Source organism: Blastococcus mobilis (genome assembly GCF_900188025.1).
GTDB classification, from domain to species: Bacteria; Actinomycetota; Actinomycetes; order Mycobacteriales; family Geodermatophilaceae; genus Blastococcus_B; species Blastococcus_B mobilis.
Map to the genome: position 1 here is coordinate 83,036 of NZ_FZNO01000012.1, position 21,446 is coordinate 104,481.

At 73.6% G+C, this 21,446-nt stretch carries 18 protein-coding genes; 12 read left to right on the forward strand and 6 right to left on the reverse strand.

All coding sequences use genetic code 11. From position 1 onward, the window contains the following. Nucleotides 1–4: 4 nt before the first annotated feature. A complete protein-coding gene (locus CHB94_RS12420; RefSeq protein WP_089336879.1) occupies nucleotides 5–604 on the reverse strand; it encodes a DinB family protein in 600 nt (199 codons plus the stop codon). On the opposite strand from CHB94_RS12420, the gene CHB94_RS12425 reads away from it, so the two are divergent. The 3 genes from CHB94_RS12425 (at nucleotide 603) to CHB94_RS12435 (ending at nucleotide 4,140) form a co-directional block, all read left to right on the forward strand. Beyond that, on the forward strand, nucleotides 603–1,766 hold the full coding sequence (locus tag CHB94_RS12425; RefSeq protein WP_089336880.1) for an acyl-CoA dehydrogenase family protein: 1,164 nt from the start codon (nucleotides 603–605) through the stop codon (nucleotides 1,764–1,766). The genes CHB94_RS12420 and CHB94_RS12425 overlap by 2 nt on opposite strands. Before the next feature lie 76 nt (nucleotides 1,767–1,842). After that, nucleotides 1,843–2,913, forward strand: a complete 1,071-nt coding sequence (locus tag CHB94_RS12430; RefSeq protein WP_089336881.1) for an acyl-CoA dehydrogenase family protein — start codon at nucleotides 1,843–1,845, stop codon at nucleotides 2,911–2,913. 3 nt (nucleotides 2,914–2,916) lie between these two features. After that, a complete protein-coding gene (locus tag CHB94_RS12435; protein WP_089336882.1) occupies nucleotides 2,917–4,140 on the forward strand; it encodes a CaiB/BaiF CoA transferase family protein in 1,224 nt (407 codons plus the stop codon). Between the two features lie 3 nt (nucleotides 4,141–4,143). On the opposite strand, the gene CHB94_RS12440 is transcribed toward CHB94_RS12435, so the two are convergent. Both CHB94_RS12440 and CHB94_RS12445 read right to left on the reverse strand, forming a co-directional pair. Continuing rightward, nucleotides 4,144–5,364, reverse strand: a complete 1,221-nt coding sequence (locus tag CHB94_RS12440; RefSeq protein ID WP_089336883.1) for an MFS transporter — start codon at nucleotides 5,362–5,364, stop codon at nucleotides 4,144–4,146. Between the two features lie 82 nt (nucleotides 5,365–5,446). Continuing rightward, complete coding sequence (locus tag CHB94_RS12445) at nucleotides 5,447–6,205, reverse strand: SDR family NAD(P)-dependent oxidoreductase (RefSeq protein WP_089336884.1); 759 nt, start codon at nucleotides 6,203–6,205, stop codon at nucleotides 5,447–5,449. 507 nt (nucleotides 6,206–6,712) lie between these two features. On the opposite strand from CHB94_RS12445, the gene CHB94_RS12450 reads away from it, so the two are divergent. Genes CHB94_RS12450 through CHB94_RS12485 form a run of 8 tightly spaced genes read left to right on the forward strand, consistent with a single transcriptional unit; the run spans nucleotide 6,713 to nucleotide 16,522 of the window. Next, nucleotides 6,713–7,732, forward strand: coding sequence for a TAXI family TRAP transporter solute-binding subunit (locus CHB94_RS12450; RefSeq protein ID WP_089336885.1), 1,020 nt, complete (start codon nucleotides 6,713–6,715; stop codon nucleotides 7,730–7,732). Between the two features lie 18 nt (nucleotides 7,733–7,750). After that, nucleotides 7,751–8,323 carry a hypothetical protein gene (locus CHB94_RS12455; RefSeq protein WP_089336886.1) on the forward strand — a complete coding sequence of 191 codons (573 nt, stop codon included), beginning with the start codon at nucleotides 7,751–7,753 and terminating at the stop codon, nucleotides 8,321–8,323. Then, nucleotides 8,320–10,611: a TRAP transporter permease gene (locus CHB94_RS12460; RefSeq protein ID WP_254920601.1), complete on the forward strand. Its 2,292-nt coding sequence runs from the start codon at nucleotides 8,320–8,322 to the stop codon at nucleotides 10,609–10,611. Before CHB94_RS12455 ends, CHB94_RS12460 begins: the two co-directional genes overlap by 4 nt. Nucleotides 10,612–10,629: 18 nt before the next feature. Further along, nucleotides 10,630–11,475, forward strand: a complete 846-nt coding sequence (locus CHB94_RS12465) for a DUF6282 family protein (RefSeq protein WP_089336887.1) — start codon at nucleotides 10,630–10,632, stop codon at nucleotides 11,473–11,475. Further along, nucleotides 11,472–13,652: an Ldh family oxidoreductase gene (locus CHB94_RS12470; protein WP_176445538.1), complete on the forward strand. Its 2,181-nt coding sequence runs from the start codon at nucleotides 11,472–11,474 to the stop codon at nucleotides 13,650–13,652. The genes CHB94_RS12465 and CHB94_RS12470 overlap by 4 nt, the downstream gene beginning before the upstream one ends. Nucleotides 13,653–13,668: 16 nt before the next feature. Then, on the forward strand, nucleotides 13,669–14,949 hold the full coding sequence (locus CHB94_RS12475) for an MFS transporter (protein ID WP_254920602.1): 1,281 nt from the start codon (nucleotides 13,669–13,671) through the stop codon (nucleotides 14,947–14,949). Then, the gene (locus CHB94_RS12480) at nucleotides 14,946–15,629 is read left to right on the forward strand and encodes an RraA family protein (protein ID WP_089336890.1); all 684 of its coding nucleotides are present in this window, start codon (nucleotides 14,946–14,948) and stop codon (nucleotides 15,627–15,629) included. The genes CHB94_RS12475 and CHB94_RS12480 overlap by 4 nt, the downstream gene beginning before the upstream one ends. Further along, entirely contained in the window at nucleotides 15,626–16,522 is an 897-nt protein-coding gene (locus tag CHB94_RS12485) for an NAD(P)-dependent oxidoreductase (RefSeq protein ID WP_089336891.1), read from the forward strand. Before CHB94_RS12480 ends, CHB94_RS12485 begins: the two co-directional genes overlap by 4 nt. Before the next feature lie 6 nt (nucleotides 16,523–16,528). On the opposite strand, the gene CHB94_RS12490 is transcribed toward CHB94_RS12485, so the two are convergent. Genes CHB94_RS12490 through lhgO form a run of 3 tightly spaced genes read right to left on the reverse strand, consistent with a single transcriptional unit; the run spans nucleotide 16,529 to nucleotide 20,408 of the window. Then, on the reverse strand, nucleotides 16,529–17,755 hold the full coding sequence (locus CHB94_RS12490) for an MFS transporter (RefSeq protein WP_089336892.1): 1,227 nt from the start codon (nucleotides 17,753–17,755) through the stop codon (nucleotides 16,529–16,531). 5 nt (nucleotides 17,756–17,760) lie between these two features. Then, nucleotides 17,761–19,173 (reverse strand): FAD-binding oxidoreductase, encoded by a 1,413-nt coding sequence (locus CHB94_RS12495; RefSeq protein ID WP_089336952.1) that lies wholly within the window; start codon nucleotides 19,171–19,173, stop codon nucleotides 17,761–17,763. A gap of 11 nt (nucleotides 19,174–19,184) precedes the next feature. Beyond that, on the reverse strand, nucleotides 19,185–20,408 hold the full coding sequence (gene lhgO / locus CHB94_RS12500) for an L-2-hydroxyglutarate dehydrogenase (protein WP_089336893.1): 1,224 nt from the start codon (nucleotides 20,406–20,408) through the stop codon (nucleotides 19,185–19,187). A 143-nt stretch (nucleotides 20,409–20,551) separates the two neighbouring features. Here lhgO and CHB94_RS12505 point away from each other — a divergent pair, with 143 nt between their 5' ends. Further along, entirely contained in the window at nucleotides 20,552–21,439 is an 888-nt protein-coding gene (locus CHB94_RS12505) for a dihydrodipicolinate synthase family protein (RefSeq protein WP_089336894.1), read from the forward strand. Nucleotides 21,440–21,446 lie beyond the last annotated feature (7 nt).

Genomic DNA, 21,446 nt, shown 5'->3' on the forward strand with positions numbered 1-21,446 from the left:
CGGGTCAGCCGGCGGCACCCAGCCCGCGGTCGGCGTCCATCAGGTGGTGGCCGACCTCGTGCAGCGTGTGCCGGGCCGGCCAGTCGACGTCGCGAACGGCGGTCGCGGGGTAGTTGTAGACGCCGGTGCGCGCCCACCCGGTGTCGTCCAGGCCGTCGAGCAGCTCGGCGATCGCTGCCCCGGCCGAGTGGAGTTGCTCGGCGACCCGGGCGGGGTCCTGGTCGTCGTAGGCCTCGTCGACGGCGCGCCGGTCACGGTTCATCGGCGCGAACACCGGCTGGTCCTCGGCCTGGGTCCGGAGGATCCGGTCGCGCTGGACAGCGAGCACGTCGCGGACGTGGCAGGCGTACTCCAGCGGTGACCACACGTCCGGAGCCGGCCGGCGGCGGAGCGCGTCGGCGGCGGCGGTCAGCCGTGCGGCGTGCTGTGCCGCGCCGAGCGCGAGGGACGCCGCCAGAGCCGGGCGGGGGAGGGCCGCATGGTCGTAGCCGCAGGCGGCGCAGACGTCCATGGCGGCGGAGTATCCCGGCCCCCCCGTGCGCTTCTGGACCTCGGACGGGTAGAACCGACCTGAGCACGGCCACATCGACGTGGGGAGTCTCATGAGCAGCAACTCCTTGACGCTGGCGCCCGCGCCGGCGTCCGAGGCCGCCGAGCAGGTGCGGGCGGAGGTCCGCGAGTTCCTCGCCGCCGAGCTGGCCGCCGGCAGCTTCCAGACGCACGTGGACACCTGGCTGTCCGGCGTCGACCCGGCCTTCTCGAAGAAGCTCGGCGAACGCGGCTGGCTCGGCATGACCTGGCCGAAGGAGTACGGGGGGCACGAGCGTTCGGCGATGGAGCGCTACGCCGTCACCGAGGAGCTGCTCGCCGCCGGCGCCCCGGTCGCGGCGCACTGGATCGCCGACCGGCAGTCCGGCCCGAACCTGCTCGCCTACGGCACCGAGAAACAGCGGCAGGAGATCCTCCCCCGCATCGCCGCGGGAGAGTGCTTCTTCGTCATCGGGATGAGCGAGCCCGACTCCGGCTCCGACCTCGCCTCGATCCGCACCCGGGCGGTGCGCGACGAGGCGGGTGACTGGGTGGTCAACGGCGCCAAGGTGTGGACGTCGAACGCGCATCATTCGCACTACGGGATCGTGCTCGTGCGCACCTCGCCGTCGGACTCCTCGAACCGGCACGCCGGGCTGTCCCAGCTGCTGATCGACCTGTCGCTGCCGGGCATCACGATCAACCCGATCCGCATCCTCGACGGCGGGCACCACTTCAACGAGGTCGTGTTCGAGGACGTCGTCGTCCCCGGTGACATGCTGCTCGGCGAGGAGGGCAACGGGTGGCACCAGGTGACCGCCGAGCTCGCGTTCGAGCGATCGGGCCCGGAGCGCTTCCTGTCGACATATCCACTTGTCGCCGAGTTCGGCCGGCGGGTGGCCGAGACCGGTGACCCCGCCGCCGTGGCGACACTGGGCCGGCTCTCCGCCCGCATCCTGGCGTTGCGCCAGATGTCGCTACGGATAGCGGCTGCGCTCGACCGGGGCGAGCTGCCGAACATCCCGGCAGCGTTGGTCAAGGACGTGGGGACGACGTTCGAGGGGGACGTGATCGAGGAGATCCGGCGGGTGGTCGATGTGACGCCGTCCCTGGAGTCACCCGATCCGCTGGGCCGGGCATTGGCGGAGGCGCAGCTGCACGCGCCGGGATACACGCTGCGGGGCGGGACCAACGAGATCCTGCGAGGGATCGTGGCGCGCGGGCTGGGGCTGCGATGACGACAGCGAGCGAGCATCGCAGCGAGGAACGAGCGAGGAGCGGAACGAGCGCGGAGTCGAGCCGGGGAGAGCTGCGATGAGCGACCAGGACCTGGTGGTCGAGACCGTCCGGGACATCCTCAGCGGCTTCGAGCCGTTCGCGCTGACCGCGGAGCGGCGGTGGGACGCCGGGCTTTGGGGCGCGCTGGCCGAGGCCGGGCTGACCGGCGTCGGGCTTCCGGAGGAGGCCGGCGGCTCGGGCGGCGAGCTGGCCGACGCCGTGGCCATCGTGGCCACTGTGGCCCGGGGCGCCGGGGCGGTGCCGGTGGCCGAGCAGCTGCTGGTGGCGGGTCCGGCGCTGCTGGCGGCCGACCTGGACGTGCCGTCGCCGGAGCAGCCGATGACGTTCGCGGTCGCCGATGCGGTGACCGTGCACCCGGTCGACAACGGCGACGGTCCGGGGCGGTTCACGCTGACCGGCACGGTCACCGACGTCGCATGGGCGGGGGTGGCCGCGCACGTCGTCGTCCTGGCGCCCGCCCCGGCAGGGATCGAGGGCGCGGTGCTGGCGCTGATCGACGCCTCGGGGCTGCCGGCCACCGATGCCTTCAACCTCGCCGGTGAGCCACGCGGGTCGCTGGTGCTGGACGAGGCGCCGGCGAGCGGGTCCCTGCTGACCGAGGCGCAGGCCGGCGAGGTGCGGGCGCGGTACGCGCTGGCGCGCGCCGTGCAGCTGGCCGCGGCATCGGAGCAGGTGCTGGCGTGGACGGTGCAGTACGCGGGGGAGCGCCACCAGTTCGGCAGGCCGCTGGGCAGGTTCCAGGCGATCCAGATGGAGCTGGCCGAGATGGCCGGCGAGGTGACCGCGGTGACGGCACTGACCGACGCCGCCGTCCAGGCGCTCGACCGCGGCGAGAACGTCGTGCTCGCCGCCGCCGCGGCCAAGGTCAGGGCGGGTGCCGCCGTCGAGGTGGTCGCCAGGCTGGCGCACCAGGTGCACGGCGCGATCGGGTTCACGCAGGAGCACAAGCTGCACCACCTGACGCGGCGCTTGTGGTCATGGCGGGACGAGGCCGGCAGCGATCTCGCGTGGTCGCGCGTGCTCGCGGGCGGGCTGCTCGCCGACGGGCCGGACGGTCTCTGGCCGGCCATCACCCGGGTCGTGTGATCGGTGGGGGCGCCCCGTGGCCCGCTGGCCGGCCTCACGGTGCTCGACCTGACGTCGACGTTCCTGGGGCCGTACTGCGCTCTGCTGCTCGCGCAGATGGGCGCCCGTGTGATCAAGGTGGAGCCGCCGGAGGGCGACATCATCCGGTACGTCGCCGACGAGCGGCACACGGGCCTGGGACCCACGTTCCTGAACTTCAACCGGGGCAAGGAGTCCGTCGTCCTGGACCTCGTCGCGCCGGCAGGACGGGAGGCTCTGGATCTGCTGATCGACGACGCGGACGTCTTCCTCCACAACATGCGGCCCGGCGCGATGACGAAGCTGCGGATCGACCCCGCCACCGTGCTCGCCCGTAATCCCCGCGTCGTGTACTGCCACGCGGTCGGCTACGGCTCGGGCGGCGGCTACCGGCACGAGCCGGCCTACGACGACGTCGTGCAGGGGGTCTGCGGCCTCGCCGCCGTGCAGGGGGGCAGCGGCGAGCCGGAGTACGTGCGCACGCAGGTCGTCGACAAGACCGTGGGTGTCATGGCGCTCGCCGCGATCCTGGCGGCCGTGCACGAACGGTCGGTCTCGGGATGCGGCCAGGCCGTCGAGGTGCCGATGTTCGAGTCGATGGCCACCTTCCTGCTCATGGAGCAGCAGGGGGGCCGGGTGTACGCGGGGCGAACGGGTGGCACCGGGTACGCGCGGACGGCGTCCCCCTACCGGAAGCCCTACCGCACCGCTGACGGGATGATCTCGGTCCTGCTCTACACCGACGGGCACTGGCGGACCTTCTTCCGGTTGATCGACCGTCCCGACCTCGCCGACGACCCGCAGCTGCGCAGCATCCGCGGCCGGACCGAGCGGATCGACGAGCTCTACCGGCTGGTCGAGGAGGAGCTCGCCCGGCGCACGACCGCTGAATGGCTGGAGGTGTTGCGGAAGAACGCCGTCCCGTCGATGCCCGTGAACTCCGTCGAGGACCTCTTCGCCGACGAGCACCTCGCCGCCGTCGGCCTGTTCGAGGACGTCGAGCACCCGACCGAGGGCCCGCTCGTGCAGACCCGGCTTCCGTGGACCTTCTCCCGCACGGGCGCCGCACCGTTACCCGCGGCCCCGAGCCTCGGCCGGCACACCGTGGACGTCCTGAGCGCGGCAGGCCTGGACGACGAGGCGATCAGGGCCGCGACGGGACGACCGCACCACCCCGTCGGCGAGCCGCAGTCGGGCCCGCCTGCCTGAGCCTCAGACCGCTTTCGCGGCCCGCTCCGAGGCCAGCAGCAGCGCAGCCGCGGCCAGCGTGCACGCCGCGATGGCGGCGAAGGCCGCGCCGTACCCCAGTCCGGTGATCAGGGCGCCGACGGTGACCGGCGCGACCACCCGGCCGGCCTGGCCCGCCAGGGCCTGATGCCCCGACACGGTGGCGAACACCGACGGCGGGACATAGGTGCCGAGCAGCGCCGGGCGGGCGATGTGGATGACGCCGAAGCCCGCGCCGAAGAGCAGCACGAACACGACGGTGGCGGCCGGCTGCGGCAGGAGGAACAGCAGGCCGACCCCGATCGCCTGTCCGGTCACCATCAGTGCGGTGACCCGGCCGATGCCCGCACGCGCGGCGAGGACGGTCAGGACCACGCGACCCGCCACCGACAGGGCGCCCAGTCCGCCCGCGGCCACCGCGGCCAGCCCGGGCGGGGTGCCGCGTTCGAGCAGATACGCGACCAGGTGCACCGCGACGGCGGCGTTCGCGAGCATCTCCAGCGCCGTGGCCAGCGTCAGCCAGCGCACGGCCGGCCGACGCCACGCACCACCGGCTCCGCGGTCGGCACCGTCCTCCGGCGATTCCGTGGCGACCGGTTCGGACGTGGCCGGCGGCTCCTCGGGGAGCTCGTCGGGCCGACCGTCGGGGACCGTGCCGAGGTCGGCGGGCGAGCGGCGGAGCAGGAGGGCGTGCGGCAGGGCGCAGGCCGCGAGGATCCCGGCCAGCAGCAGCAGCGCCGTCCGCCATCCCACGCCGTCGATGAGCAGCTGCGAGGTCGGCAGGAAGATCGTGGAGGCGAACCCCGCGACCACCGTGAGGGTCAGCAACGCCTTGTGCCGGTCGCGTCGGAACCAGGTGTTGATCACCGCGTACGCGGGCTCGTACAGCACCGCCGCGCTGGCCAGCCCCACGCCGACGAAGGCGAGGTAGAGCTGGACCAGGTCCCGCGCCTGCGACCAGGCGACCACCGATGCGGCGCCGAGCAGGCTGCCCGCCGTCATCACCCAGCGCGCCCCGTACCGGTCCAGCCAGCGACCCACGACGACCGCGCCGAGGCCGGTGAGCGCCATGGCGAGGGTCAGCGCAGCCGACAGTTGCGCGGTGCTGGCGTCGAACGCTTCCCGCATGGGGACCAGGAACACCGCGAACGAGTAGTAGAGGACCCCGTAGGCGACGGTCTCGGTGACCGACAGCGCCCAGACCATGCGCCAGCCGGGGAAGTCCCGACGGCGCCAGGCGGCCGCCCGGGCCCGCGCGTCGCTGCCGGCCCCGGTGTTCAGCGCGGAGTCATCCCTTCCTGCGTGCGACCTTGCCGGAGCCGGCCTGGTCGACGGGGTAGACGAGCACGTCGGCGATCACCACGTGTGGAGGCCGGCCGGCGATCCAGGTGACCACATCGGCGATGTCGCTCGGCCGGAGCGGCGTGAGCCCCTCGTACACGGCGTTCGCGGCGGCCTCGTCGCCGTCGAAGCGGACGAGGGAGAACTCGGTTTCCACCATGCCTGGGTCCACCTGGCTGATCCGCACCCCGCTGCCCAGCACGTCCATGCGCATGCCCCGGGTGATCCGTTCGACGGCCGCCTTCGTGGCGCAGTAGACCGCGCCACCCGGATAGACCTCGCGACCGGCGTTCGAGCCGATGTTGATCACGTGGCCGGAGCCGCGCTCGACCATTCCGGGGAGGACGCACCCGGAGACGTTGAGCAGGCCGCGGACGTTCGTGTCCAGCATCCGATCCCAGTCGTCCGGGTCGTCGGTCTGGATCGGACCGCGGCCGGCGGCCAGCCCCGCGTTGTTCACCAGCACATCGATCGGCGCCCATTCGGCCGGCAGGGCCGCGAGGGCGGAACGGACGTCCTCGCGGTCGCGGACGTCCATGGGCACCGGCAGGACCGATTCCTCCCGGCCGGCGACGAGTTCCTCCAGCCGGTCGGTGCGGCGGGCGGCTGCGATCACCCGGGCGCCCTGCGCGAGGAAGGCCTCGACGCACGCCCGGCCGATGCCGCTCGACGCGCCGGTCACCAGCACCACCGGGTTGTCGGACATGGTCCTCCTCGTCGAAGCGCGCCTGGACGTGAACGGGTCAGGCGTCGATCAGGGCGCCCCGCGGGGCGGTGCCACGCCGTGGGACGCCTCCGGCCCCGAGGCCAGCACGCGGTCCGGCCCCTCCGCTCTTCGTGCCTCGAGGTACGCGTCGCGGGACATGGCGATGCGATGTGCAGGCGCATCGCCTCGGCGAGCACCACGCGGTGGAACCGGGCCGTGCGGGCGGCCATCTGCTGAGCTGGCACTCCCTGGCGGAGATCCTCGTCCGCCTCGTCCCAGACGCTCAGCATCGACCACCGTGCACCACCCTCCGCGCCGTCGCGACGAATCGTCATGGCTCGCAAGATCGTAAACAGTAGACACCGCAGATTGTGAGGTGCTTCACTCCGATCACCAGTTCACCTGTAGCCCGGATCGGGCCTGCGGGGTGGTGGCACGGTGTGCGGTGGATCGACGCGCAGGTGGCACGGCCCTCCCGCCTGGACGGTTTCGCCAGGAAGGCCGACCATGACCTCCGGTTCGATCACTGCCTCTGGACGGCGACCCCGTCTGTTCCTCGCCGCGGGCCTCGCCGCGAGCATGGTCCTCACCGCCTGTGGTGGGGACGAGCCCGACGGCGGCGGCGGCGGTGGGGGCGAGACCGCCGCCGAGGAGCGCAACGAGAACCTCACGTTCGCCACGGGTGGTACCGGCGGCGTGTACTACCCGTACGGCGGCGGCATCGCGAACCTCCTCAGCGCCGAGCTGCCGGGAGTGACGGTCACCGTTCAGGAGACCAACGCGTCGGTCGACAACATGCTGCTGCTGGAGTCCGGCCAGGCTCAGATGGTGTTCGCCCTCGGCGACGTCGTCGCCGACGCCGTCGCCGGCGAGAACACGTTCGAGGAGCCGCTGGACGTCTGCTCCCTGGGCAACATCTACAACAACTACGTCCACTTCTTCACGACCGCCGACACCGGCATCACCTCGGTGGAGGACCTGAAGGGCAAGCGTGTCTCGCCCGGAGCCGTCGGCTCGGCCTCCGAGGTCACCGCCGACCGCATCATGCAGGCGGCCGGCGTGGACCCGCAGGCCGACATCGAGCGGGTGCAGCTCGGCGTCGCAGAGACCGTCGCCGCCATCCAGGACGGCACGGTGGACGCCGGCGCGTGGTCGGGCGGTCTGCCCACCGGCGCCATCGTCGACCTGGCCAGCTCCGAGGAGCTGGTGCTGCTCGACACGGGTGAGTACGCCGACGAGCTGGCGGAGGAGTACGGGGACTACTACTTCGCCGATGACATCCCGGCCGGCACCTACGAGGGCCAGGACGAGGACGTGCCCAACGTGGTCTCGCCCAACATCCTCGTCGTCCGCACGGACATGGACGAGAGCCTGCAGGAGGACATCACCCGGACCATCTTCGAGAACAAGGAACAGCTGCTGACCGTGCACCCCGCGGCCGAGGAGCTGGACCCGGCGACCGCAGCCGACATCGAGTTCATCGAGACCTGCCCGGGCGCTCAGGCCTACTTCGACTCGGCCAACTGACGACCCGATCGGCCGAGCATGTCCCTGCTGCCGGGTGCCGGAGTTCCCTCCGGCCCCGGCAGCGCCGGCTCCACCCGTCGGCGTCCCCACCGGCTCGGCCGGCTGGTCGCACTCGTCGTCGCCGGCGCCGCGGTGGCGACGACGAGTGCGGTCGCCGCCCGGGGTGACGGGGAGCACGCTGTGACCGTGCGCACGCCGGACGACGACCTGGTCGCCCGCCTCCCGCTGGCGGGCGACAGGTTCGCGGTCAGCTACCGCAACAGCGTCTACACCACACTCGCGGAGGAGCGTTACCGGGTGCTTCCCGACGGCCGGTTCCAGCTGGTGGAGATCGCCGCCGACCAGCTGGCCGTGCTCGAGGAGTACTACGCCGTCCCGGGCGCCCCCCGCCCCGCTCCGCCCGGTGACCGCCGCGCCTACGTGGTCGATCCCGACCCGGCGCGGCCGGCCGTCTTCGAGAACCTCAACATCGCCGCCACCGACCTCGGCGAACGAACGCTCTGGGTGCCCGGACACCCGCCCGTGCCTGTCTGGCAACGCGTCGACGGTGACGACCCGACCGTGCTACTGGATATCGAGGAGACACCATGAAGCTCCTGGGGCGTGGACGCGCAGCCACCGCAGACCACCCGCAGCGGGCAGGCCACTCGCCGCACCACCACCTCGCCCACAGCGCCGGTCATCGTCCGAGCGGCGTCCTGGACGCGGCCACGATCGACGAGAGCGGACACGGTAAGCGGATCGACCCGGACCAGATCGACGAGGAGGCCCTGCTCGCCGAGTTCGAGGCCGAGAAGCCGGCCCGCCACCTCGTCGGCATCCCCGGCATGGTGGGGGCCGTCGTCGGGGTGGGGCTGTCGCTGTACGCCCTGTACTGGGTCTTCAACCCCATGCCGCGGCAGGTCTACCTGCCCACGTTCCTGAGCATCGGGCTGTTCCTGACCTTCCTGACCTACCGCGGGTGGGGCCGGTCGGACAAGGCCAAGGCGTCGGGCAAGCCCGACCACCCGAACGTGCTCGACTGGGTGCTCGCCCTGGCGTCGCTCGCCCCGGGCTTCTACATGGTCGCGGACTGGCAGGGCTTCTTCCGCCGCGCGGTGCTGCCGACCGACGTCGATCTGCTCATGGGCACGCTGCTGGTGGTGCTGATCCTCGAGGCGGCCCGCCGAACGGTCGGGGTGCTCGTGCCCCTCGTGGTCATCAGCTTCCTGGCCTACGCCTACTTCGGGTCCTCCATGCCGTCACCGTTCACCACCGCCGACTTCCAGTGGAGCCGCCTGATCGGCCACAACGTCATGGGCACGCAGGGCATCTTCGGCACGCCCCTGGAAGTGGCCGCCACCTACATCATCCTGTTCACCGTCTACGGCGCGGTCCTCGCCGCCTCCGGTGCCACCAAGTTCTTCATCGACCTGTCCTTCGCGGCCTTCGGCCAGTCCCCGGCGGGACCGGGCCGGACGGTGACCCTGTCGGGCTTCCTGCTGGGCACGGTCTCCGGTTCCGGCGTCGCCACGACCGTCACGCTCGGTGGCTTCGGCTGGCCGCTGCTGAGGAAGGCCGGCTACCCGGCGGAGGCGGGCGGCGGTGTGCTGGCCGCCGCCGGTATCGGCGCCATCCTGTCGCCGCCCACGCTGGGCGCGGCGGCGTTCATCATCGCCGAGCTGCTGAACGTCTCCTACCTCGAGGTCCTGGTCTGGGCGACGATCCCGACGATCCTCTACTACCTCGGGATCATCCTGGCGATCGAGATGGACGCCCGGCGCCACGGAACCCACAAGGTCGACGTCGATTCGCAGTCCGCCTGGAAGCTGTTCCTCCGGTTCGGGTACCACTTCAGCTCGCTGATCGCGATCGTCGGGTTCATGGCGCTGGGCTACACGCCCTTCCGTGCCGTCGTCTACGCCACCGCACTGGCCTTCGTGCTCAGCTTCCTGGACCGCCAGCACTGGATCACTCCCCAGCGGGTGTGGCACTCGCTGAGCCAGGGCGCGACCGGTGCCCTCTCGGTCATCCCCGTGATGGCCGTGGCCGGGATCATCGTCGGCGTCATGACCCTGACGGGGCTCGCACTGCGCCTGGCCGGGATCATCGTCGACCTCGCCGGTGGCAGCCTCCCCCTCACGGCTCTGCTGTCGGCGATCGTGGTGGTCCTGCTCGGCCTGGCGGTCCCGGTCACGGCCAGCTTCATCATCGCGTTCGTGATCATCTCGCCGGCCCTGCAACAGGTGGGGGTCGAGCCCTTCGCCGCCGCGATGTTCATCTTCTACTACGCCGTCCTCAGCGAGGTCTCGCCGCCCACGGCGCTCTCACCGTTCGCGGCCGCGGCCATCACCGGAGGCAAGCCGGTGAAGACGATGTGGCTGACGTGGAAGTACACGCTGCCGGCGTTCCTCGTGCCGTTCATCTTCGTCCTGTCCGAGAACGGCGTGGGCCTGCTGTTCGAGGGTGACTGGAGCACGGTCCTCATCGCCTTCGTCGCCTCGGTGTTCGCCGTGTCGGCGCTGGCCGTGGTCACCGGTGCCTGGCTGCTCGGCCCGGCGAAGATCCCGGAGCGGCTGCTGTTCGCTGTCGCCGCCGTGGCCCTCCTGGTGATGACGCCGCTGTACATGGCGATCGGTGCGGCGTTCATCGTCGCCGGCGTGGTGGTGCATCTGGTCGGGCGCCGGAACGCGGGGGGAGGGGACGCCTCAACCCCGGAGGGCACCGGAACGGACGACGCCGCGGCTCTCTCCGATGCCCCGACCGGCGCCTCCGGCGCGACGGGCGCCTCCGGCCCGACGGGAGCCGCCGTGGCCGGCAGCCCCACGGGCCGGAGCACCACGGGTGGTGGAGCGACGACCGGCGGCGCCACCTCCGTCGACCGCGACCCAGGTCGCTGAGGTGGCGGCGCGACAGCAGTGGGCGAGGTCGTGATCTCGGGGGTCGCCGATCTGCACGTCCACGGGGCCCCCAGCCTGGTGGAGCGGCACGGCCTCGATCACGAGGTGCTCGCTGCGCACGGGACGGTCGGCGTCGATTTCGCGGTGCTGAAGGCGCACGAGGGCTCGACGGTCGAGCGCGCCGTGCTCGCGGCGCGGCGGGAACCGGCCGTCCAGGTCGTCGGCGGGATCGTGCTGAACTCTCCGGTGGGGGGAGCCAACCCCGACGCGGTCGAGGTGGCCGCCCGGCTCGGGGGGCGGGTGGTGTGGATGCCGACGGTCTCGGCGCCCGCGCACATCGCCTCGTCGTCGAACCCCGAGCTGTCGGTGCACCGCAACCTCGCGTTCCGGCAGGTCGACGTGCTCGACGGCGCGGGAGCGCTGCTGCCTGCGTGGCAGGACGTGCTCGAGGTCGTCGCGGCGCACGACCTGGTCCTGGCCTCCGGGCACCTGACCTGCACCCAGGCACTGGTCCTCTTCCGGGCGGCGAAGGCGGCCGGGGTGACCCGGATGCTGCTCAACCATCCGCGGATGCCGTTCCTGGAGTGGGACGACGCCGCAGCGCCCGAGTTCGCCCGGCTCGGCGTCGTTCTCGAACTCGGCATCCTCCCGGACATCCTGACCACCGGAGGCCCGCCGTCGACCACGCTCGGGAAGGTGTACCCGCACGACATGCTGGCCTTCGGTGGCGACCTCGGGCACGCGCACTACCCGACGATGGCGGAGGCGCTCCCGGGGTGGCTCGCCGACCTCGAACGGTCGGTGGGGGAGTCCGACACCGAGCTGATCATGACCTCGGTCGGCCGCCGGCTGGTGCAGCGGTGATCCGGATCGCCCTGCTGCCAGGCGACGGTGTCGGGACGGAGGTCCTGGACGGGCCGTCCCGGTTGCTGCGCGGGCTGGCGGACCGGGGCCTGGTCGAGGTGACCGGGCCGTGGCCGGTCGGCGCGCGGGCCGCGGCCGGCACCGGGTCGGTTCTCCCGGACGAGACGCTCCAGGCGTGCGACGACGCCGACGCGTTGCTGCTCGGGGCGGTGGGGGAGGACCCCGGCGTGCCGGTCGAGGTCTGCCCACGGCCCGAGGTCGCCCTGCACCGGCTCCGGGAGCGGTACGACCTGCGCATCTCGGTCCGCGAGATCCCGGTCGACGAGCACAACGACCTCACCGTGGTCCGCAACCTGATCGGCGGCTCCTACGGCGGCGCTGCCGACCGCACCTTCAGCGTCGACGGTGGCGAGGCCGCCGACGTGCTCCGGCTGACCCCCGAGCGGGTGGCCGAGGTGGTGCACCTCGGCTACGACGTCCTCGAGCAGCGTGGTGGCGGCCGACTGGTGTCGGTGGACAAGGCCAACCTCTACGCGACCGGCCGGCTCTGGCGCCAGACCGCGGAGGCGGTCGCCCGGGAACGTGGCCGGCCGGTCGAGCACCGCTTCGTCGACCGGGCCGCCTTCGAACTCGGTTCCGGCGCGGAGCTGCCCGAGGTTCTGGTCACCGAGGGCCTGCTCGGTGACATCCTCAGCGACCTGGCCGCCGGCCGGGCCGGGTCACCGGCCCTGTGCGGCTCCGCGTCGATCCATCCCGGGGCCCCGGTCCGGGGACGGTGCCAGGGCCTGTTCGAGCCGGCCCACGGCTCGGCGCCCCGCCGCACGGGACGCGACGAGGTGAACCCGCTGGGTGGCTTCCTCGCGCTGGTGGCGTTGCTGCAGCACTTCGACGAGACCCGTGGGCTGGGCATGCGGCTGCGGACGGCGACGCTCACCGTGCTGCGCCAGGGCCCGTGGACCTACGACCTGGCGCCGGAGGACGTCCCCGCGGCGGGGACGTCGGAGGTCGCCGACGCGGTTCTCGCCGTCTTCCACTCGCTCGACCCCGAGGCCGCCCCGGCCGGCGTGGAGGACGTCGCGGTGGTGGCGGAGTCCGACGTCCGCGTTCCGGCCGACGTGCTCCGGTCATGGACCGTCGAGGTCCTCGAGGCGGTGGGCGTGCGCCCGGCACACGCCCACGACGTCGCGCGGGTGCTGGCCTACGCCGATCTCTCCGGCATCGACTCCCACGGCATCGCCCGGCTGCCCGCGTACGTCGGGGCCATCGGCACCGGCGTCATCCGGATCGACGGCGAGCCGACGGTGCACTCCGCCGGCGGCGCGGTCGCCCTGGTCGACGGGCACGGCCTGCTCGGACACCCGGTCACCGCGGTGGCGCTCACCGAGGCGGTCGACCGGGCCCGCCGGTACGGCGTCGGCTGGGTGAACGTGCGGAGCAGCAGCCACCACGGGGCCAGCGGGTGCTACGTCCACGAGGCCGCGCTGCAGGGCCTGGTCGGGCTGGCCGCCACCAACACCGGTCCGGTCGTCGCCCCCACCGGCGCCTCCCGGCCGTATCTCGGCACCAATCCGCTGGCCCTGGGCATGCCGGTGGCCGGCGAGGAGCCGATGGTGTTCGACATGGCGACCTCGGCGGTGGCCGGCGGCAAGTTCGAGATCGCGCTGCGCGCCGGCAAGCCGGTGCCACTGGGCTGGGGGATCGACGCCGAGGGCCGGCACACCACCGATCCGACCGCCGTCTACCCGGGCAAGGGCGCCCTGCTGCCGCTGGGCAGCGACCGGGAGCGGTCCAGCCACAAGGGCTACGGCCTCGGGCTGCTGGTCGAGCTGCTGACCGCGGTGCTGTCCGGAGGGCCGACCGGGCCCGGCGTCGGCAACCTGACCTTCCGGTCGGGTGCGCGGCCGCCGGGCACCAGCCACCTCGTCGTCGTCCTCGACCCCGCCCGGCTGGGAGATGCCGGCCGGATGCAGGTGGAGACGCAGCGGCTGCTCTCCGAGCTCCGGGCGATGGCGCCCGTCGACGACGAGCTGCCGGTGCGCACTCCCGGGCAGCGGTCGGCCGCCGAACGGGCGCTGCGGCGGGCGGAGGGCGTTCCGTTGGACGCCGGGACCCACCGCGCCCTGCTCGCGCTCGGTGAGCAGGTCGGCCGGTCCCTGGCCGTTCCATCCCGTCGTTGATACCGGGGCGGACACCGTGAACGGCCGGCCCTCGGCCACCGCCCGGGCGACCCTGCAGGCCGTGGCCGTCTCCGTCCTCGGTGTGCTGCCGGCGTTCCTCGTGGGCGCGCTCGCCGTGCAGATCCGCGCCGACCTGGGCGTGGGGCTCGCGCTGTTCGGCTTCGCGGCCGCGACCCTGTTCGGGGTCTCCGGCGTGTGCGCCCGCCCCGGAGGCCGGCTCGTCCAGCGGCTCGGCTTCCGGAAGGGGACGGCGCTGGCCGCGGTCCTGTCCGTCGTGTCGCTGACGGCTGTCGGCCTCGCCCAGTCGGCGGTGTGGCTCATGGTCGGTCTGGCCATCGGCGGACTCGGGAACGCGGTGGCGCAGCCGTCGGCCAACCTCGGCATCTCCGAGCTGGTCACGGAGGCGCGCCTGGGTCTGGCGTTCGGCATCAAGCAGTCGTCCGTCCCGGCCGCCACCCTGTTGGGCGGGCTGGCGGTGCCCGGTATCGCGCTGGTCTTCGGCTGGCGCTGGGCCGTGGCCGCCGCGGTGGCGCTGGCGATCGCGCTGCTGGTCTGGTCGCAGGTCACCGGTCGTGACGCTCACGGCGGGTCGCGTCCCGCCGATGGCGGCGCCCCCGACAAGGGCCTGCCCCGAGGCGGGCTCGTCGTCCTGACCCTGGGCGGCTTCCTGGGCTCGGCGGCGGCCACGCCCACGGGCGTCTTCCTCGTCGACTCGGCGGTGGCCTCGGGCGTCGCGCCGGGGACAGCCGGCCTGCTCTTCGCCGCCTGCTCCGTGCTCGGTCTGGGCAGCCGCGTCGGGTTCGGCTGGCTGGCCGACCGGCATCCCGACCGCAGCCGCTACCTGTTCATCGCCAACCTGCTCACCGGTGGGGCCGTCGGCTACGGCCTGCTGGCCACCGGCGAGGCCCCCATGGTCGTCGCGGGATCGCTGTTCGCCTACGGGATGGGCTGGGCCTGGACCGGGCTGTTCCACTTCGCCGTCGTCAAGGACAACCGTGCCGCGGCCGCCTCGGTGACCGGCTTCGTGCAGACCGGGCTCTCGCTCGGCGCGGCGACCGGGCCGCTCTTCTTCGGCATCGTGGCGCAGACGTTCTCCTACACGGCGGCCTGGCTGACCGCCGGCGTGCTGAGCCTGGCGGCGGCGGTCACCATCCGGGCCGGTCGCCGCATGGTCCGCCGCTCGCGTGGGCTGCCGGTGGCCGGGCTGCGCCGACGGGCACCGGCGGCCGACCCCCGGCCTGCAGGCACCGACGGGACCGCCACCCGCACGACCCCACCCAGAGAGAGGGCGACATGAGCACCTGCCGGCTGCACCGACCGGGGCCGCGCCCGGATACCGCCCTGCTCGAGCAGTGTCGTGACCTGCCGACCAGCATCCTGTCCGACAGCATGGACCGCGTCGGCGGCGTGCGCGGCGTCCACCGGGTCCCGGGCGGGCGGTGGCCGCGGGTCGCCGGCCCCGCCCTGACCGTGCGCACCCGCGCCGGCGACAACCTCGTCGTCCACCGGGCGCTGGATCTCGCCCGGCCCGGCGACGTGCTGGTCATCGACGCCGGCGGGTCCCTGGAGCGGGCGATCCTCGGGGAGATCATGGGCCGCTACGCCGCGGTGCGGGGGATCGCCGCCCTGGTCGTGGACGGAGCCGTCCGCGACAGCGAGGGGCTGGCGGCCGGGCCGGTGCCGGTCTTCGCCCTCGGCATCAACCACCTCGGTCCGTACAAGGACGGCCCGGGTGAGCTGCACGGGCCGGTGCAGGCCGGTGGCACGGTGGTGCGCTCGGGGGACGTCGTCGTGGGGGACGGCGACGGCGTGGTCGTGCTCCCGTACGAGCGGGCCGCCGAGGTGGTCGCACGCGGGCAGGAGCGGCTGCGCGACGAGGAGGAGCAGTTCGCCGCGATCGCGGGGGGCACGCTCGACCGGTCCTGGGTGACCCGGGCGCTGGCCGAGGTGCACGTGGGCCACGAGGTGGACCGGTGAGCCGGCGCTGGGGCCTGATCGGCTTCGGCGAGGCCGGCCGGATCATCGGTGGCGCGATCGCCGCGTCCGGCGTGGAGCTCGCGGTGCACGACCGACTGCTGCTGGACGCCGCCCGCGGGCCGGCCGCGCGCGCGGCGGTCGAGGCGGCCGGCGCGATCCCGGTCGAGGACCTCGCCGCGCTCGCCGACCGCGAGGTGGTGCTGTCGCTGGTCACGCCGGCGACCGCGGTGCCGGCGGCGGCCGGCTTCGCGCGGCACGCGTCGTCCGGCGTGCTCTACGTGGACCTGAACTCCACCGCACCGGGGGCGAAGCGCGAGGTGGCCGCGGCGCTCACCGGCGTGCGGGTGGTCGACGGCGTCATGACCGGCGGCGGCATCCAGCTCGACGGGGCGAAGATCCCGATCTCGCTGGCCGGGCCGGACGCCGCCGAGGCGGCCCGGCGGCTCGGCCAGGCGGGACTCAACGTCGCCGTCGTCGGCTCGGAGATCGGTGCGGCGGCCGCGCTGAAGATGCTGCGCAGCGTCGTCATCAAGGGGATGGAGGGTCTCTGGGTGGAGGCACTGCTCGCCGCCCGGCGGATGGACGTCGTCGAGCCCCTGGTCGCGATGATCGAGGAGACACTCGACCGGTACTCCGCTCGCGACTTCGCCACCATGCTCGTGACCACCCACGTCGGGCACGCGGGGCGCCGGCAGGTCGAGGTGCGGATGGCCCGGGACACCGTTGCGGGCACTGGAGTGCCGCCGCTGCTGTCGGACGGGATCGTCGCCCGCCACGAGCACACTGCCCGGGGACTCGCGGCCGCCGGTGCCGAGCCCGGTGCCGTTCCGCCGTCGCTGGCGGCCGCGCTGGAGATCCTGGGCAGGCTGGCGGGCGAGACGCCGCCCGGCTGAGACCGCTCAGCGATGCGCGGACCGTCGCCGGAGCTGCTGCGCGGCGACGAGCCCGGGGCGGTCCCGCAGCAGCATGCGCCGGCCCTGCACGATCACCGCACCGGCCACCACCGACGTCGCCGCGGTGCCGTACCAGGCGACGGAGTACGAGCCGGCCGACACGACGAGGCCGAACACGAGGGGGCCCAGCGCGGCACCGGCGCCCATCCCGCCCTGGGTGATCGAGGTCGCGCGGGCGGCCATGCCCGGGTGCATCCGCGCCACGGAGTAGGTGGACAGTCCCGCCCACGCCCAGCCGGTGCAGTAGCCGATCAGCGCACCTGCCGCGATCAGCACCTCCACCCCGGTGCCCAGCAGCGCATAGGACAGCCCGCCGACCGCCATCTGCGCCGCGACGACCAGCAGCCACTTGGTCCGCACCCGGTCGGCCAGCCAGCCCATGGCGATCCGGGCTGCCGCGCCGGTGCCGCTGGCCACGGCGGCCAGGACACCGGCGGTCGCGGGCGTGATGCCGCCGTCGACGGCGGTGGCGACGAAGAAGGAGCCCAGCGCGTTGCCGGTCGCGGCGCCGAGCATGAGTCCTACGGCGAGCACGATCAGCGGTCCGCGGCGGAACGGGCCGGCCGCTTCCGACGGCGCGGCCGACCCGGGCGACCGCAGCCGTGCGCCGCCCGGCACGCCCAGCATCACGACGACCGCCAGGGCGGCGCCGAGGGCGAACGCCGGTCGCCAGCCCAGCGGGATCGCGACCAGCGGAACGGCGACGCCGGCCAGCATCGTGGACAGCGGGATCGCCGCCTGCTTCGTCCCGTAGGCCAGTCCGTGCCGGTCCGGCGGCACCGCCCGGGCGATGAGGTCGTTGCTCGCCGGCTGCCCGATGCCGTTGCCCCATCCGGCCACCACCAGAGCAGCGACCAACGCGGCGGTGTACTGCGCCGCCAGTGCGATGACCAGCATCGTTCCGGCGCCCACCAGCGCCGACATCCGTACGACGGGGGAGGTCCCGAAGCGGCGCACGAGCAGCCCTGCGGTGAGCGCGGAGACCGCCGACGTGGCGAAGAAGCACGCGACGAGGACGCCGAGCAGCGACGGGCCGAAGCCGAGATCGGCACGCAGCTGCACCCAGAGCACCCCGACCATGTAGACCGGCAGCACGCCCACCGTGGTGACCGCGACCGCCGCGACGGCGGCCGAGCGGCTGCTGGCGAGGCGGTTCCGCCGGGGCGGGCGCACGGCGGTCAGCCCGGCCTGCGAGCGCCGTCGAAGGGCAGCAGGGCGCGGCCGAGGCGGCCGTCCGGGTCCAGCGCCCGCTTGACGGCCAGCATCGCGGCGACCTCGTCCCCGGTCCGGTTGAGCCGCAGCAGGTGCGCCTTGGCCCGCCCGATGCCGTGCTCGGCGCTGATGCTCCCGTCGTGCTGGGCGGCCAGCGTGAGGACGGCGTCGTCGAGCGCGTCGTCGCGGGGGTCGGCGTCGAGGATGTTCACGTGCACGTTGCCGTCCCCGAGATGGCCGAAGAAGAACGGCCGAGGGCTCCGGCCCGACAGCGGGTCCCGGGTGGGCCACTCCCGCACGAGTGCGCCGCAGCGCTCGACGAACTCCGCGGTCCGGGCGGCCGGCACCGAGAGGTCGAACTTGTGCGGCACGCCGAAGGCGCTGACCGACTCGGTGATGCGGTCCCGGTAGCCCCACAGCCGACGCACCCCCGCGGCGTCGTCCGCGGCCGCCAGATCGATCAGCGGGTCGTCGGTGACCCCGGCGCCGGCGAGTGCCGTCAGCAGCCGGTCGAGGCCGGCCGGCCCGTCGGCGAGTTCCAGGACCAGGTGGGCCGGGTGCCGCCGGGGGAGCGGATCGGGCTCGCCGGTGGCCGCGAGCACCAGGCGCAGGCACGCGTCGTCGACCAGCTCCGCAGCCCGCAGCTGCGGCACCCGGACCCGCATCTCGGCGAGCACGTCGACAGCCGCCTGCACACCGGGCAGGCCCAGCAGCACGACCGCGCGGGACGCCGATCGCGCCACGACCCGGAGCAGCAGCCGCGTGATGACGCCGAGGGTGCCCTCGCTGCCGACGAGCAGGGCCGACAGCGAGTACCCGGTGTTGTCCTTGACCAGCGGATGCATCCGCACCAGCGGGCGCCCGTCCACGGTCAGCGCGTCGACGGAGAGCACCTGCGAGCGCATCATCCCCTGCTGCAGCACCCTGATGCCTCCGGCGTTGGTGGCCGCCATGCCGCCGACGGTGCAGCTCTCCCGGGCGGCGAGGTCGACCGGCAGCTCGAGGCCGTGCGGGCGGAGGAAGTCCTGCAGCGCGGCCAGGGTGACGCCGGCCTCGGCCACCACGGTGCCCGCCACCGGGTTCACCGGGCCGATCCGGGTCAACCGTGTCGTCGACAGGAGGACGTCGCCGGCCTCGGGCACGCCGCCGGCGACCAGCCCCGTGTTGCCGCCCTGGACGACGACGCGCAGCCCCGCGGCGGCGACCTCGGCGAGCACCGCCGCGGTCTGCCCCTCGTCGGCGGGCCGGACGACCAGCGCGCAGTCGCCGCGCCATCGCCCGGTCCAGTCGCGGACGTAGCCCTCGACCACCGCCGGGTCGACGAGGACGTGGTCCGGCCCGACCACACCGGCGAGGCGCTCCGCGAGCGCCTGTGTCATCGGGGCAGAGGTCACGACGCCGGGCCGCGGCCCAGGAGGGCGTCGACGATGTGCTCGGCGATCGCCAGGGAGGACGTGGCCGCGGGCGAGGGGGCGTTGCGGACGGCGACGACCGCGCCGGTCTGGGTGATGCGGAAGTCGTCGACCAGGCTGCCGTCGGTCTCCAGCGCCTGGGCGCGAATGCCGGCCGCGGCAGGAACCATGTCCTCGACGGTCAGCTCGGGTACGTAGCGCTGCGCCGCCGCGGTGAACGCCCGCTTGCTCAAGGACCCGCGCAGCTCCTCGATGCCGGTCCGCCAGTGCTGCCTGGCGAACCTGCGGAAGCCGTCGTAACGGACGATCTCCGCCAGTTCCCGCACCGAGACGTCGCGCCGGCGGTAGCCCTCGCGGGCCAGGGCCAGCACGGCGTTCGGGCCGATGAGCACCTCGCCGTCGAACCGCGGGGTCAGGTGCACGCCGAGGAAGGGGTACCGCGGGTCGGGCACCGGATAGACGAGGCGGTTGACGAGCGAGCGCTTCTCCGGGACCAGCGCGTAGTACTCGCCGCGGAACGGGACGATGCGCGGCGCGTGGACGTCGCCGGCCAGCTCCGCGAGCCGGTCGACCTGGAGGCCCGCGCACAGCACGACCTCGTCGACGACGATCTCCTCGCCCGACGCCTCGCGGACGACCACCTCCTCGACGGGGCCGCCGGTGGTGTGGTCCAGGCCGGTGACCGTGAAGCCGGTCCGGATGGTGGCCCCCCGCGCCTCGGCGTCGGCCGCGAGGGCCCGCGTGATCCCGGCGTAGTCGACGATCGCGGTGGTGGGGGAGTGCAGGCCGGCGATGCCGGTGACGTGCGGCTCCAGCTCCTTCAGCTCGGCACGGTCGATGATCCGGATGCCCGGGACGCCGTTGGCCCGGGCGCGCTCGGCGATCGCGGCGAGCCGCTGCTGCTCCTCGGCGTCGAGGGCGACGAGCACCTTGCCGACCTCGTCGTAGGCGAGGCCCTGCTCGGCGCAGAAGTCCTTGAGCAGGCCGACGCCGCGGCGGCACAGCAGCGCCTTGAGCGAGCCGGGCTCGTAGTACAGGCCGGCGTGCACGACGCCGCTGTTGCGGCCGGTCTGGTGGGCGGCGAGGTGGTCCTCCTTCTCGAGGAGGGTGACCTGCGCATCGGGCCGCAGCTGCAGGAGCCGGCGGGCGACCGCGGTTCCGATGATGCCGCCGCCGACGACGGCGTAGCGCGAGACGGACATCGCTCTCCGATCCCTGCCACCGCCCCGGAGCCCGGACGCGACGACGGGCGTTCCGGATGCGGTGGCCGTTACGGTGTGACCATGATCGCAATCGTGGTGCATGCCGGGCGAGCGGCTCGCGCCTCCCAGCAGGGTAGTTGCCGGTGACCGCCCTCCAGGGTGTGCTACCGATCACACTGACCCCGTTCACCGACGACGGCGACGTGGACGAGGGCAGCATCGACACCCTGGTCGAGGACTACCTGGACGCCGGGGCGCACGGCCTGACGATCCTCGGGATCATGGGTGAGGCCGCCAAGCTCCTCGACGACGAGCGGGAGCGGGTGCTCCGCCGCTACATCGACGCCACCGCCGGCCGGGTGCCGGTCGTCGCCGGCGTCTCGGCGCGCGCCACCCGGATGGCACTGGAGTACGCCCGACGGGCGGAGGACGCGGGCGCGGCCGCGGTCATGCTGGCACCACCGGACAACGCCAAGAATCTCGACCTGGTCTTCGAGCACTTCCGCCGGGTCGCCGACGCCGTCTCCGTCCCGGTCGTCGTGCAGGACGAGCCCGTGAACACCGGCGTCACGATGCCGGCGCCGTTCCTGGTGCGGCTGCTCGACGAGATCGAGGGCTGCCGCTACCTCAAGCTGGAGGAGACGCCCACCCTGCCCAAGATCTCGGTGGTGCGGCACAGAGCGACGTCGCAGGTCGGGATCTTCGGCGGCCTCGGTGGGCTGTACCTCTACGAGGAGCTGCTGCGCGGGGCCGACGGGATCATGACCGGCTTCGGCTTCCCGCAGGTGCTGGTCGGCACCTACGAACGGTTCGTCGCCGGGCAGCGCAAGGAGGCGCAGGAGTACTTCTTCCGGTACCTCCCGCTGATCCGCTACGAGGCGCAGCTGGGCGTGGGGGGAGTGACGATCCGCAAGCAGGTCTTCGCCCGGCGGGGGTCGATCAGCTCGCCGCACGCGCGCTTCCCCGCCCCCCCGGTGGACGAGCTCACCCTGGCCGAACTCGACGACCTGATCGCTGCCGTCGGTCTCTGACGGCCCC

Excerpts from the sequence above, each read along its gene's own strand:
- CHB94_RS12420 (WP_089336879.1), bottom strand. The coding sequence starts at position 604 with ATGAGACTCCCCACGTCGATGTGGCCGTGCTCAGGTCGGTTCTACCCG.
- CHB94_RS12480 (WP_089336890.1), top strand. The coding sequence starts at position 14,946 with ATGAGCACCTGCCGGCTGCACCGACCGGGGCCGCGCCCGGATACCGCC.
- CHB94_RS12495 (WP_089336952.1), bottom strand. The coding sequence starts at position 19,173 with ATGACACAGGCGCTCGCGGAGCGCCTCGCCGGTGTGGTCGGGCCGGAC.
- CHB94_RS12450 (WP_089336885.1), top strand. The coding sequence starts at position 6,713 with ATGACCTCCGGTTCGATCACTGCCTCTGGACGGCGACCCCGTCTGTTC.
- CHB94_RS12460 (WP_254920601.1), top strand. The coding sequence starts at position 8,320 with ATGAAGCTCCTGGGGCGTGGACGCGCAGCCACCGCAGACCACCCGCAG.
- CHB94_RS12425 (WP_089336880.1), top strand. The coding sequence starts at position 603 with ATGAGCAGCAACTCCTTGACGCTGGCGCCCGCGCCGGCGTCCGAGGCC.
- CHB94_RS12445 (WP_089336884.1), bottom strand. The coding sequence starts at position 6,205 with ATGTCCGACAACCCGGTGGTGCTGGTGACCGGCGCGTCGAGCGGCATC.
- lhgO (WP_089336893.1), bottom strand. The coding sequence starts at position 20,408 with ATGTCCGTCTCGCGCTACGCCGTCGTCGGCGGCGGCATCATCGGAACC.
- CHB94_RS12455 (WP_089336886.1), top strand. The coding sequence starts at position 7,751 with ATGTCCCTGCTGCCGGGTGCCGGAGTTCCCTCCGGCCCCGGCAGCGCC.
- CHB94_RS12430 (WP_089336881.1), top strand. The coding sequence starts at position 1,843 with ATGAGCGACCAGGACCTGGTGGTCGAGACCGTCCGGGACATCCTCAGC.
- CHB94_RS12440 (WP_089336883.1), bottom strand. The coding sequence starts at position 5,364 with ATGGTCTGGGCGCTGTCGGTCACCGAGACCGTCGCCTACGGGGTCCTC.